Here is a 13,816-nt window from a genome sequence, read left to right on the forward strand (position 1 = left end):
TTGGATTCTTAATTCAAAATTCAAAAACTTATTACAAAAAAAGGGGCGTACGCCCCCTTTTTTCCAGAAAAGCCAGCTTATTGCGCTGCAGCTTCACCGGAGGCTTCTACCTCAACAAATTCTTCGCCTTCACCCAGAATGTCGCTGATCACCTGACTCCGGCCTTCCAGCACCGCATCAGCCATGCCGCGGGCATACAGGCGAATCGCACGGTTGGAATCGTCATTACCGGGGATGATGTAATCCACACCCAGAGGACTATTGTTTGTATCCACCACGCCGATGACCGGGATCCCCAGCTTGTTGGCTTCGGTCACAGCACCTTTCTGGTAACCCACGTCGATCACCAGCAGCGCATCGGGCAGCGCGCTCATTTCCTTGATGCCGCCCAGGCTGCGATCCAGCTTGTCAAATTCGCGCTGCAGCACCAGGACTTCCTTTTTGGTCAGCTTGGAATTGACATCGCCCAGCATGGCTTCCAGATCCTTCAGGCGCTTGACGGATTGCTTGACGGTTTTGAAATTGGTCAGCATGCCACCCAGCCAGCGGTGATCCACATAGGGCATACCGGCGCGTTCAGCTTCTTCGCGCACAATTTCGCGCGCAGAACGCTTGGTACCAACAAACAGCACTGTGCCCTTGTTGGTTGACAGCTTGCGCACGAATTTCAGTGCATCCTCGAACATCGGCAAGCTTTTTTCAAGGTTGACGATGTGGATTTTGTTGCGATGGCCGAAGATGTACGGTGCCATCTTCGGGTTCCAGAAACGGGTTTGATGGCCGAAGTGAACACCGGCCTCCAGCATTTGACGCATGGTAATGGACATAAGTTTTCCTTTAGGGTTAAGCCTCCAGCCGTCGCCCAACACCCCGCATGGGGCACCCTAAGCTATTGACGACTGTGCGAATTTTGATGCGCACCATGCACACCAAGGGCGTAATTCTAGCACGTCAGCAACATTCTCGGCAACGCGCATATGGCTTAACTGAAGGCATGGAATTGCAGTGCCGCAAGATTGGCATATACGCCACCCAGCGCAATCAGCGACGCATGCGTACCAACCTCCACAATTTCGCCATTTTCCATCACGATAATCCGGTCGGCACGTTGCACTGTCGCCAGGCGGTGCGCAATGATGAGGGTGGTACGGCCAATCAATGCCGCCTCCAGCGCGCTTTGCACCAGACGCTCGGATTCGGCATCCAGCGCACTGGTCGCCTCGTCCAGCAACAATAGCGGCGGATTTTTGAGCAACGCGCGGGCGATGGCGATACGCTGGCGCTGCCCGCCCGACAGGCGTACGCCACGCTCACCCAGGAAGGATTGATATCCTTGCGGAAGTTTCTCGATGAATTCATGCGCTGCAGCCATTTTGGCGGCAGCAATCACTTCGGCATCGCTGGCTTCGATGCGGCCATAACGAATATTCTCCAGCGCATTGGCAGAAAAAATTACCGTATCCTGCGGCACAATGCCGATGGCTGCGCGCAAGTCATGCAAATCGAGCTGCCTGATGTCCACGCCATCCAGAGTGATCAATCCTTGTTGTGGATCATAAAAACGCAGCAACAACTGAAACAGCGTGGTCTTGCCCGCGCCGGACGGGCCGACAACCGCCACGGTCTCGCCCGGCTGGATAACAAGCGACAAGTGACTCAAGGATGCAGTGAGTGGCCGCGAGGGGTAGTGGAAAGTGACCTCCTGCAGCACCAGTGCAGCGCCGTTGTGAGAGCGCGGCGGCAATTTCTGCGGCAGCGTAGGAGGCTGGATCGGCGAATGCACTGCCATTAATTCCAGCAATCGTTCGGTCGCACCTGCCGCTCGCTGCGCTTCGCCCAGCACCTCCGAGAGAGCCCCAATGGCACCCGCCACGATCGCAGCATAGAGGATAAACTGCCCCAGTTCTCCGCCGCTCATCTGGCCGTCGATCACCGCGTGCGCACCCAGCCACAGCACGAACACGATTGCACCAAACACCAGCAAGATCGCCAGCAAAGTCAGCATGGCGCGCGCACGAATGCGCCGCATCGCAGTGTTGAAAGCATTTTCAACCAAGCTGCTGAAGCGACTGGATTCCATTGCCTCATGAGTGAATGCCTGTACCGTTGGCATCGCGTTGAGAATTTCGCCTGCCATCGCTGACGCATCGGCAATGCGGTCTTGCGAGTCGCGCGACAGCTTGCGCACACGCCGGCCAAAAATAACGATCGGCAGCACCACAACAGCCAGCAGCACAATAATGATGGACGACAGCTTGACGCTGGTAACGAACAGCATCGACAGACCACCGACGAAAAGCAAGGCGTTGCGCAGGGCCATGGAAATGCTGGTGCCGACCACTGCCTGAATCAGCGTGGTATCAGTGGTCAGACGTGACAATACCTCGCCACTCTGCGTCGTTTCAAAAAACTGCGGGCTTTGACTTACGACGTGCCTGTATACCGCACTGCGGATATCGGCAGTCACGCGTTCACCCAACCACGACACCATGTAAAAACGCGCTGCCGTGGCCACGGCGAGAATGCAGGCCACACCGAACAGTGCGAGGAAATAGGTATTCACATGCTGGATGCTTTTTGCGCCGGCTGCTCCAAAGCCGAGATCTATCATCTGCTTGAACGCATACGGAATGGCAAGTGTGGCACCGGCTGCAACCACCAGTGCAATACCGGCCACGAGAAATTCCCGTTTATAGGGGGCCAAAAATGGCAACAGGCCCTTGAGGGTAGCCAGACTGCTTTTTGGAGTTGATCGGGTAAGGGGCATAGGGATTATTCAAGACTCAATCGAAAACATCACACTTCGTCGCCGGTTAGCGACACGCAAAAAACAGGCATCGCCTTGATTTATTTAATACTAATAAAAACATCAGAATTTACCGTCGCTCTGCAGCGACAAAATTCATCATTCTGACAATGTTCAATCTCTTTATTTTAAGCTATCTGACTGTTTATTATAAATATTTCATAAATGGCGCATATTTTGCTAACGGACTCAAATCTACGGCGGCATTTTTACCGTGGTCACTTTCCGCGACTCAATTCCTTCGAGAGGACGATCCATTATGCTAAAGAATTTCATGCAGCCAACCCATGCCAAGCCCACTCACCACAGCATGAATAATTCCTTATTGGATACGCCAAAATCATTGGATAATACGCCCAAACCACTCGAAACTTCTGCGAGCGCAAAACCTGCATCGCATGAAGAAGGTAACAAGCTCATCGTAGGGCCCAACATCAAGCTGAAAGGTTCAGAAATCACCGATTGTGAAATTCTGGTTGTGGAAGGCCGCGTGGAAGCCTCCATGAATAGCCGCGATATCCGCATCGCCGAAGGCGGCGTTTTTTCCGGCACTGCAGAGATCGACGTCGCCGAAGTACGTGGTCATTTTGAAGGTGAACTCACCGCCCGCAAACGGCTGGTAATTTATGCTACCGGGAAAGTTACCGGTCACATTCGCTATGGTGCGCTGAAGATTGAGGAAGGTGGTGTTCTCTCGGGAGATGTGGCAACACTCTCAACGCCACAGGCCAGCCTGGTTAAAGTACCGGAAATTACTATCGAGGAAAAACCGGAAGCGCATCAGGAAAACGTTTCCAGCCCAACTCAAACATACCCGGCTTCGGTGCTCGCCAAAAACTCGGCGGGCCGCCGCCAGGGTTAACCCGTTACACTGCTGTACCTGCACTCTCTCCAGTAGAACTGCAGGTACGGCGCACCACCTGATACTAACGCCAAGTCACTAAATACGAGGACCGCCCCGGCGGTTCTTGAGACGCGTAAGCAGTGTTTTGCAGTTGACCTTCACGACGTGTTTGCGGGAAAAAAGATTACGGTGTGCGAAGTCTTCAAGGGCTTTGCTGTCCTCTGTCAAGGTATGGATATGCAGGCTCGCCATATCGCTCATGATGTATAGACTGCGTACTTCCGGCTGGCGGGCGAGGTCTTCCGCAACCGCTTCAATCCCTTGCGGATCAACTTCCACATCAAAAAACGCCGAAACGCTGCTGCCGATTTTTTCCGGATTAACGATCAGGGTAAATTTCTCGATCACACCATCCGTGATCATCTTTTGTACGCGGTCGCGTACATGCACTCTGGAAATTCCCAACTCACGGGCAATATCAGCGAAGCTTCTGCGCCCGTCGTCGATTAATATCCGCAATATTGTCTGGTCCAGATCGGTCACGGCTTTCCTTTAAAACTTATCCACCAAACAGCATTTGCAGTGCAACCACGAGTAATAGTATACCGAAAGCCCGTTTCAGCCTTGCCACCGGCAGATGGTGTGCCAGTCTTACGCCCAGGGGCGCCACAATGATTGAAGTAACACCTACCGCAAGCAGTGCCGGCAAATCAATATAGCCGAGACTCCAGGCAGGCAGGCCCGGGTGATGCCACCCTGACAGAACGAAACCCGCCGCCCCGAACAACGCGATGGGAAAACCCAGCGTGGTGGAAATTGCGATGGCGCGTTTCATCTCGACATTGCAGGCATGCAAAAACGGCACGGAAATCGTGCCGCCGCCAATTCCCATCATGGCGGACAACGAACCTATTCCCAGGCCAACGCCCCAAAGTCCTTTGGGGCCGGGTAGCGTCCAGTGCGCAGCGGGTTGCCATTTGGCCAATAATTGCAGCGACACGACTATCAGGAATACTGAAAATATCATTTTGAGTGTTCCCGCTGGAATGAACCCGGCCAGATAACCACTCACCAAACCGCCGATCAGCGTGGCAGGGACCAGCATGCGTACTACCGTCCAGTCTATCGCACCGCGTTTTTGCTGCGCCTGGATTGCTGACAAAGACGTAAAAATAATACCCGCCAGGGAGGTGCCGATCGCCAGGTGCGTCAGCACATCAGGCTGCACCCCCTCACGCTTGAAGATCCAGATCAGCGCGGGCACCACCACGATGCCACCACCCACTCCGAGCATCCCGCCTAACAGGCCGGCGACCACCCCGAGACCAAGGTAAAAAACGATAAACGTCATACAGCTTCTCCACTTTCATCAACACACACAAAACGCTCCTCGAATTCCACGGCGCCTGACATCTAGAAGCTGGCTACTCCACCGTCGCTGCGCGGGTCTGACGCGCCTTCCAGCGCGCCGTCCGGATGCCAAACAATCGCGCCAGCATGCCCCATGGCTTCGTCGAAATCCTGCAATATCTCGATCTGGTGACCGCGCCGACGCAAGGATTCGACCACCTCTCCAGTAAAGCGTGCCTCGAGTTTCAAGCTGTCCGAGGCTCGTCCCCAGGTACGGCCAAGTAACCAGCGCGGTGCATTCACCGCCTGCTGCAATCCCTGCCCATAGACCATTGCACGGGTGAATACGGCTGCCTGGGTTTGCGGTTGACCGTCTCCGCCCATGGTGCCGTAAACCATCACACGCCCGTCATGCAACCGCGCCAAAGCCGGATTCAGGGTGTGAAAAGGTTTGCGCCCAGGCTTCAGTTCATTCAGGGCGCCTTCTTGCAAGGAAAAGCTGCATCCCCGGTTTTGCCAATTAAGTCCACTCTGTTCAAGCACTACACCGCTTCCGAACTCATGATAGATACTCTGGATAAAACTCACTGCCCGCCCCTGACCATCCACCACACCCATCCATACCGTATCGCCAGGACCGCGACCATTTCCCCACGGCAGCGCCTGGTCCAGATTGATGGCTTTCGCCAAAGGGTTTAAAAATTCAGGCTTCAAACAATCCTGCGCGTCGATGCGCATATCCCGGGGGTCAGTAATATAAGCATCGCGAACCATAAACGCCTGCTTGGTGGCCTCCACAACGCAATGCACATAGTCGGCACTGTCCGCTTCCATTTGGTTCAATCCCATCCGGTCCAGAATCCCGAGGATCATCAGCGATACCACACCCTGGGTGGGCGGAGGCAGATTGTAGAGCTTGCCCAGGCTGTGCTCCAACGCCAAAGGCTTGGTCAGCTCAGCTCGATAGCCATTCAGATCGGCCAGGGCGAGAGGGCTGCCGCATGCCGCCAGATCTGCCGCAATGGTCTGCGCCAGTTCACCGCGATAGAAATCATCCAGACCGGCGCGAGCCAGATGGCGCAGAGTCGCTGCCATTTTGGTCTGGAAAAACAGACTGCCTTCCTGAGGCGTTTCCCCATCCACCAGAAAATGTTCGCGGAAACCAGGCTGGCTTTCCAGCTCCGCCTGCTTGGTCCGGGTACTGCGCATTTGACTACCGGTGACAGGCACACCCTGCTCCGCGTAGCGGATAGCTTCTGCAAACAACCGGGATAAGGGCATGCGCCCGTTCCAGCGCCGTTTGCTCAACGCCAGCGCGCATTCCCAGCCTGACACGGTGCCTGCGACAGTATTGGCCGCCAACGGCCCGCGCACCGGGATGGTATCCAGACCCCGCCCGGCATAAAACCATGGGTTCGCTCGCGCAGCCGCACCACCGCATGCATCGATGGCGACCGGCTCCTGCCCCGGCTCATGAATCAGCCAAAATGCATCTCCCCCGAGTCCCGTCATGTGGGGGTAGACCATCGCAATGGTGGCAGCCGCAGCCACCATGGCCTCTATGGCGTCACCGCCCTCCTTGAGTACGTCGATGGCCGCCCTGGATGCCAGAAAATGTGGGGCGACAGCCATTGCCGTACCGGCTCTCGATATGCTTCTCATGGAATGCAGTGACTCAATGTATCTCCGATATTCAAGATTCTTCCATCAAGGAAGAAAGGTGTTCAGGCTAACGCTGGAGCCATTTCAGCGTGCTCGGCAGTAACCATACGTTTGCGCCACGACTTGAGCACGAAAAATGCCAGCAACGCTGTCGCCACATCCATTACCGTAACAATGCCAAAGATGGGCACCCAACTGTGGGCGGCTTCATGAAGCAAGGCAGCGACAGGAGCCCCGAGAATAGCGCCCACGCCTTGAGCCATGTACAAAAATCCGTAGTTGGTGGTCGCATTGCCGGTACCGAAAATGTCCGTCAAGGTGGAGGGGAACAACGAGAATATTTCACCCCAGCCGAAGAACACGACGCCGGACAGCAGTACAAACGCCAACGCATTCTCTCTAAAGGCAAGCATCATCACGATCGCAATGGCTTCCAGCATAAACGCAACCGCCATGGTGTTTTCCCTGCCGATATGATCGGAAACCCAACCGAAAAACGGGCGCGTCAACCCATTGGTAAATCGATCAATCGACAACGCCAAAGGCAGCGCCGCCAAACCGAACACCAGCACGTCGCTGACCCCGAAATCCTTGGCAAACGCCCCCATCTGGGAGATGACCATCAGGCCGCCGGTAGACATCATGGCCATCATTACGAACAACAGCCAGAAGACGGGAGTTTTCAGCATCTCTTTCGAAGTGTAATGACGCGTACTCTGGGAAATGGCCGGGCTGGAAGCGTTGATAACCGATGCCGGCAACTCCGAAGATTTCGGCGCACGACGCAAGCCTTGCGCAACCACCAACCCTACCAGGCCGAGAATAATGCCAAATACCGTCAGGGCGTGTGCATAGCCCGCACTTTTGATCATCGAGGCGATGGGGAAAGTCGTCAATATCGCTCCGAAGCCATAGCCCGCCGCCACCAGCCCTGTTGCAAGACCTCGCTTGTCCGGAAACCATTGCACCATCAAACCGACAATGCCCACATAGATAATCCCCGTTCCCAACCCACCCATCACACCGTAGGAAAGATATAACCCGGCCAGGTCATGGGCCGCTGCGGCCAGCACCCAACTCCCGCCCGTCAATATCGCACCGGCCGAAATCAACAATCTGGGCCCAAACTTTTGTATCAGCACCCCTTGCAGGGGCGAAAGCCAGGTCTGTAAAACAACAAAAATCGAGAAGGTGACCTGCACGGCAGCAAGATTAGTATCGAGCGAAGATTGCAAGGGTTTCACAAACAGGGTCCAGACATACTGTGAACTCGAAATGGACATCATCGCAACCAGCCCGAAAACCAGCTGCCACCACCGGTTATGCGACCACTTCGACGAACTCTCTAAATTAGCAACATTATTCATGTTTTCACCTCACTGAAATGTCAGCCCTAACAAAAGATCAAGGCTTCCAGGAGGCATCTAGCAACATGCATGCTAGATACAAATAATATTGTATTTCAATGTATTAGACAACCAAATAATATCAATTCAGTCTTTTCCAAACCAATTCATACCCGCATTGGTGCGAGGCAATCCAGAGTAGTGCACTTATCATTTGTTGTTATTTTTCTTTAAAGCACTAACATTTGATTATTTTTTTGCGTTAGCTACTCATAATCAGGAAAAAATTCCCGCATAACGGAAACAACTGTTTATAAGATTTTTTTTACGGGGTATGGAGCGCACAGGAGAAGTGCGGTGAAAAAATGCGAAATCGCTCTGACGGCATCGCTTTTTTCCCCGAAGGAGGAAGGACCAATTGGGCGTTAATCTACTTGGTAGCGATATCTTTTAATATTGGACGCGGCACTACAGCATGCGTCTCGATAGATATAGAGGGTTTTTCGTGGAGTGCTATAAAAGGAATCCAGCCACATATTGCCGCGAACCCGAGGAGACTGAAAATCGTAAGTGCGATCCCGGATATCAGCAATATGGGATATAAATTTCTTTTTGATAAGTTCATTCTGAACGCCTTCCATCAAGGCGGCGGCACAGAAACCTCGCACTTTCAACCATTACACGAAATACCCCGCTTAATCTAACCGCGCACACTGAGATTATTTACAACGTAGGAAACACCCTGTACCTCTGTTGCCAGAACCACAGCCAGCTGTTCCTGTACGGCTTTGCGGACCCATCCGGTCAATTCCACGCCCCCCGCAAAAGTTTCTACATGGATAAATGCTTGACCCATTGACGGGTGCTGCTTCAACGCAATTTGTATATTGGCTGTGATAATTTCGTCATCAACGGCCTTCAATACCTGAATTTGCGAATGAAATGACTGTGTGCGGAGCTGCATCTTCATGAATTGATATCCTCAAGCTATTAAACAAAATCCGGTCCAAGCCGCATAACATCGCAGACATTTGTGCGCAACTTTGAACACGGTTGACCTAAACAGGCGCTGCCTAATCATTATTTTTTGGAATCAAATTGTTGATGACTTTCGTAACTCCCTCTACGCCGGCAGTGATTTTTCCAGCCGCTGCAACTTGCTTGTCACTGTCAATAAACCCGCTCAGCTGTACCGCCCCTTTGTAGGTCTCGACATGTATCTGCGAGCCTTTCAAGAGTGAATGTTTGAAGAGACCAGCTTTCACTTTCGCAGTGATCACGCTGTCATCCACATATTTCGCTACCTGGACGCGCTCATTTATTGACTCTGCTTTGACAAACTCGCTTTTGTTCAATTTTCCGTCGCCATTGGTATCCGCCTCTTCAAATGCCTTGCTGGACATTTTGTGTTCAGCAGCTTCCTCCTTGCTGATCAAACCATCCCGATTGGTATCATATTTTTTGAATGTGGAATCTCCGGGCCGGGACAGTGGTGTCCCGTGGGATGCGGTGGCAACCCCAAAGGTAAGAGCCATTCCAACCAGGAAGCTTAAGCAGGGTCTCTTTTTAAAAGTGAATGTGGGGTATTCCATGAATTGCCTCCTGATTTGTTCCTCACCACGGGTTTAGCTGATCGACCATTCCGGATAAGCAACAATCCAAACTTTCTGCCGCCCTAAAGAAAAACGAAGCAAAACCCAAGCAACTCAATCGCTCCCAACCAGAGCTAATCATTCAAGTCGACTTCGGGTGTACCTCGCAGTAACGCTATTTATTTTATTTAGTACTTCGGAGTTCCTGGTGATGGCACGGTTGGTGCATCGGCCGGCGGTACACTTGCTGTCGCCATTGCATTGGCCAACTCGTCGGGACTCAATTTTCCATCGTGGTTGGCATCAGCCTCTTTGAATACTTGAGCAGGCATGCCCTGTGCCGAGGCTTCCTTAGGATTGACGAAACTGTCATGGTTTGTGTCAAACAGCGACATGGCTGGAGAAACTTCAGTTTTGCTGGCTGGGGCAGCATGGCTAACAGCCATTCCGGAAACCACCAATGCGGTTCCCAATACAAATGCCTGGATTGCCTTATTTTGCAAATTTAAAGCTCGGTAACTCATCTGTAGCTCCTTAAGTACGCAGCAATATTGCTGTGTACAAAGAGTGAGCAATTGTTATGCCATACTGAATTATCGATTAATAACAGTGCGTTACTGATAAAAAAAGGGGTGTGGAACAGGTTTGTGTCGCCTTCCGGCAACATGGATATGGCTACGGCATGCTAACTTATTGAAAAATATTGGAATACATCTTGTCGCCGAACGGTGACGGGGAAAAGGATTTATGACAGTTTAAAAGTCGCGGCATCAAGTTGATGTCTCTGCAGCAATTTATAGAACTCAGTACGATTGCGCTTGGATAAGCGAGCCGCCTGCGTCACATTGCCGGAAGTGATTTTCAACACTCGCACCAGGTATTCTCTTTCGAAGCGCTTGCGCGCTTCTTCGAACGAAACCAGCTGTTCTTCTTCCTTATGCATGGCGTCATATACCAGCACAGCGGAAATAAGCGGCGTCGTAGACAGAACAACACATTGCTCGACGATATTCATCAGCTGACGCACATTGCCGGGCCAGGATGCACTGACCAGCATCTCCATCGCCTCGGGCGCAAAACCATTGATATTCTTTTCGTATTTTTTGGTCAGCGAGCCAAGGAAATGGTTCGCCAGCAAAGGAATGTCCTCACGCCGCTCCGACAAGGACGGAATTGTTAACGACACTACATTTAGCCGGTAATAGAGATCCTCGCGAAAGTTGCTGGTCGCCACCTCTGCTCTGAGATCACGATGGGTCGCAGAAATAATGCGCACATCCACCTCGACGGTCTGCGCAGAACCCACCGGGCGTATCTGCTTTTCCTGCAGCACTCGCAACAATTTTACCTGTAGCAGCAGCGGCATATCGCCGATCTCGTCGAGGAACAGCGTGCCTCCCTCAGCGATCTGAAACAGACCTTTATGATCGCGTACGGCTCCGGTAAAAGCACCCTTCACATGCCCGAACAGTTCCGACTCCAGCAGCTGTTCCGGGATAGCCGCGCAATTGACCGCCACAAAAGGTCGATTGGCGCGTTTTCCCGCGTCATGAATGGCGTGAGCGAACAATTCCTTGCCGGTGCCGCTCTCACCGTGGATCAGCACACTCGCATCCCCTTCGGCAACGAGCTGCGCCTTGGTGAGAAGATCTTCCATCGCGGCGCTTTGCGTAATGATGCCGGCGCGCCACAGTGCTTGTGGCGTTTCAATCTGAGGCGTGATGCCGGGTGAAATTCTGAGCGCCTGGGCAATCTGGGCCAACAGGGTCTTACTGTCGAAAGGCTTGGCAAGATAGCCGAAAACACCACGCTGCGCGGCCGCAACCGCATCCGGAATCGTGCCATGCGCGGTCAGGATAATGACCGGCAAGGTGGGTGTAGTACGATGAATGTGCTCAAACAAGGCCATGCCGTCCATACCGCCCATCTGCATATCGGTGATCACCAGTTGCGGGCGCGACACATCAAGACGATTGAGTGCTGCCTCGGCATTTTGTACCGTCTCCACTTCATAACCGGCAGCAGTCAGGCGAATCGAGAGCAGCTCCAGCAGATCGGCATCGTCATCGACAACCAGGATTTTTAATTTGGATTCAATCATGGTTTTGTAGTAATTCCGCGCCTATCCCGGCGGATAAGGTTCTTTTCCATATTTTTGATGCCATCCACTTGCCCTTGCAATGCATCGGCACGTTTCTGCTCATCCTTCAGTTTTTGCGACAGATCATCTGCATTATTATTGGCACGCTGCTGTTCTGCGATCATCATCGCCATCATGTTTGCCAGACCACGTAAGCTTGGCGATGGCGCTTTGGTTTCTTTGCTCACCTCATTGAGTAAACCAAGCGCGGCTGCCGTATCGTGGAAAGGCGTATTAGGCATCGATAGAAGCAATGCAACCCGCACACGATTTACATCCGTTTTGGATTGCGTCAAAGCCTGCCGCGCTTTGTCGTATTCTTTAATCAGTTCCGGCGCTGGCTGTTTACGCAAAAAATCGTAATACAGCATCAACTCTTCCACCTGGCTGGTCACGAGCAAGGAAGGCGACCACCCCGTAGCTGGAAGATGCGAAGAACTTGTCGGCAAGTTTGTACATGCTGCAAGAGACGTCAACATAATAACCGGCAAAATCCAGAATCGTTGCAGAATGTCAGACATGCGCGTCTTCCGAATTACAGATAGGCAACAACAAACGAAAACGAGCACCAGCGCCAGCTTGTTTCAAAAGCTCAATCTCCCCACCATGCGCACGCGCATATTCACGGGCAATGGATAAGCCAAGGCCGGTTCCCTGGACGTGCATATCAGGCGCCTTGCGCCCTTGATAAAAAGGCTCGAATACCCTGGCATGGTCAGCTTCCTCAACGCCCGGTCCCGAATCCGCAACTTCCAGCCAAACAGACTCGCGAACCCGCCTCACATTGATTTTAATATGCCCTCCTGGAGGAGAAAACTTCACCGCATTCGACACGAGATTATCCACAATAATGCCAATTTTTTGCTGGTCACACTCAACCGTCAGGTCAGAGCATGTCAGTTCGACTTGCAGGTTTTTGTTCATGATTGCGAGTTTTTGATCCTGCAACACATCCTCTACAATTTTTTTCAACGCCGCCGGGCATTTTACAAGCCCGTTTTGTCCATTTTGAAGTGCGCTGTAATTAAGCAAATCCTCGATGCGTTTTTGCAATTGTATACTGTTGGTGTACAGAATATTTGCGATCTGACGCTGCTTCACGCTCAACTCGCCAGCCACCCCTTCCACCAGCAAATCGGCACCCTCGCGCATGGCTGTGAGCGGTGTCTTGAGTTCATGCGAAACATGTCGCAGAAAGCGGGTCTTCTGCTCTTCCACTTCCAGCAGGCGCCGGCGCATCCAGTCCAGCCTTTGCCCAAGGTACCTCAAATCCTGCGGGCCTTCCACGCTCACTGCTTTGGTAAGTTCGCCCTCTCCCATGGTCCTGATGGCGGCATCGATCTGTCGAATCGGACGTGCAATCAATACCGAAAAACCGAGCGCCAGCAGGATAGCAAACGGGACCAGCGCGAGCAGTTGCCATACCACAATCGATCGTGCATGCCAGGCCATGTCCTGCATTGCGGTCACTTCGCGCTCAATCAACGCATAACCACTAGACGAGAAAGCGCGTGCCGTATCCAGCAAGGGCACAAAATCACTGACGATTTCCTGCAAACCCTGTGATGATCGGCGCGCCGAAGATACCTGCTGAAAAATGGCTGATTCAGAAGCTGTGAGTCTGTCCAGCACCTGTTTCTGGTCCGGGCGTAAAGACAATGCAGAGAGACTCATTGCCGTACTCGCGAATTTCGCGTGTGCCTGAAAATAACCCTCCAGCAAGGATGCATCGCCGAGGATCAGCGTTTGCCGCACACTACGTTCCATGGTGGAGATTTCATCCAGCAGAACGCGGCTGCCATGCGCGATCTGCGCTGCCTGGTAAACCGCTTTGCGGCTCTGCTCGGCCAGTTTATCAATAGATAAAGCGCTATTGATGAGGGCGATGATAAGCGGCAGCGCCACCAGAACAAATCCGATGAGAATCAGTTTCAGGAAGGACTTTGGATTATGCCGCAGCAATCCTTTGGAAACGGGCGCGGATTCATCCTCCAATTCAACGAGCGGCGTGCCTGCTTTCATTTCCTGAATCCTCTAGCCGGATTTGGGCATTCCCGGCATGTTTCAATCGTCCGG

General features: G+C 52.7%; 13 protein-coding genes. 1 reads left to right on the top strand and 12 read right to left on the bottom strand.

The window, feature by feature from the left end:
* Positions 1–77: 77 nt before the first annotated feature.
* Together rpsB and EI185_RS11895 are read right to left on the bottom strand one after the other, a co-directional pair.
* On the bottom strand, positions 78–827 hold the full coding sequence (rpsB, locus tag EI185_RS11890; protein ID WP_124705377.1) for a 30S ribosomal protein S2: 750 nt from the start codon (positions 825–827) through the stop codon (positions 78–80).
* Positions 828–982: 155 nt separating this feature from the next.
* Positions 983–2,767, bottom strand: a complete 1,785-nt coding sequence (locus EI185_RS11895) for an ABC transporter transmembrane domain-containing protein (protein ID WP_124705378.1) — start codon at positions 2,765–2,767, stop codon at positions 983–985.
* Positions 2,768–3,116: 349 nt separating this feature from the next.
* Between EI185_RS11895 and EI185_RS11900 the strand changes: the two genes are divergently transcribed.
* Positions 3,117–3,668 carry a bactofilin family protein gene (locus EI185_RS11900; RefSeq protein ID WP_223247810.1) on the top strand — a complete coding sequence of 184 codons (552 nt, stop codon included), beginning with the start codon at positions 3,117–3,119 and terminating at the stop codon, positions 3,666–3,668.
* Between the two features lie 78 nt (positions 3,669–3,746).
* On the opposite strand, the gene EI185_RS11905 is transcribed toward EI185_RS11900, so the two are convergent.
* The 10 genes from EI185_RS11905 to EI185_RS11950 form a co-directional block, all read right to left on the bottom strand.
* Complete coding sequence (locus EI185_RS11905; protein WP_124705379.1) at positions 3,747–4,193, bottom strand: Lrp/AsnC family transcriptional regulator; 447 nt, start codon at positions 4,191–4,193, stop codon at positions 3,747–3,749.
* Between the two features lie 16 nt (positions 4,194–4,209).
* On the bottom strand, positions 4,210–5,001 hold the full coding sequence (locus tag EI185_RS11910; RefSeq protein WP_124705380.1) for a sulfite exporter TauE/SafE family protein: 792 nt from the start codon (positions 4,999–5,001) through the stop codon (positions 4,210–4,212).
* Between the two features lie 62 nt (positions 5,002–5,063).
* Entirely contained in the window at positions 5,064–6,632 is a 1,569-nt protein-coding gene (locus EI185_RS11915) for a gamma-glutamyltransferase family protein (RefSeq protein WP_223247811.1), read from the bottom strand.
* A 92-nt stretch (positions 6,633–6,724) separates the two neighbouring features.
* On the bottom strand, positions 6,725–8,029 hold the full coding sequence (gene oxlT, locus EI185_RS11920) for an oxalate/formate MFS antiporter (RefSeq protein ID WP_124705382.1): 1,305 nt from the start codon (positions 8,027–8,029) through the stop codon (positions 6,725–6,727).
* 679 nt (positions 8,030–8,708) lie between these two features.
* Positions 8,709–8,978: a BON domain-containing protein gene (locus tag EI185_RS11925; RefSeq protein WP_124705383.1), complete on the bottom strand. Its 270-nt coding sequence runs from the start codon at positions 8,976–8,978 to the stop codon at positions 8,709–8,711.
* Between the two features lie 103 nt (positions 8,979–9,081).
* Positions 9,082–9,600 (bottom strand): BON domain-containing protein, encoded by a 519-nt coding sequence (locus tag EI185_RS11930; protein WP_124705384.1) that lies wholly within the window; start codon positions 9,598–9,600, stop codon positions 9,082–9,084.
* 188 nt (positions 9,601–9,788) lie between these two features.
* The gene (locus tag EI185_RS11935) at positions 9,789–10,124 is read right to left on the bottom strand and encodes an EF-hand domain-containing protein (protein ID WP_124705385.1); all 336 of its coding nucleotides are present in this window, start codon (positions 10,122–10,124) and stop codon (positions 9,789–9,791) included.
* A gap of 221 nt (positions 10,125–10,345) precedes the next feature.
* On the bottom strand, positions 10,346–11,701 hold the full coding sequence (locus EI185_RS11940) for a sigma 54-interacting transcriptional regulator (protein WP_124705386.1): 1,356 nt from the start codon (positions 11,699–11,701) through the stop codon (positions 10,346–10,348).
* Positions 11,698–12,261: a dihydrolipoamide acyltransferase gene (locus tag EI185_RS11945; RefSeq protein ID WP_124705387.1), complete on the bottom strand. Its 564-nt coding sequence runs from the start codon at positions 12,259–12,261 to the stop codon at positions 11,698–11,700. The genes EI185_RS11940 and EI185_RS11945 overlap by 4 nt, the downstream gene beginning before the upstream one ends.
* Positions 12,254–13,762: a sensor histidine kinase gene (locus EI185_RS11950; RefSeq protein ID WP_124705388.1), complete on the bottom strand. Its 1,509-nt coding sequence runs from the start codon at positions 13,760–13,762 to the stop codon at positions 12,254–12,256. The genes EI185_RS11945 and EI185_RS11950 overlap by 8 nt, the downstream gene beginning before the upstream one ends.
* Positions 13,763–13,816 lie beyond the last annotated feature (54 nt).

It is taken from the genome of Sulfuriferula multivorans (genome assembly GCF_003851125.1).
In the GTDB taxonomy this organism is placed as follows: domain Bacteria; phylum Pseudomonadota; class Gammaproteobacteria; order Burkholderiales; family Sulfuriferulaceae; genus Sulfuriferula; species Sulfuriferula multivorans.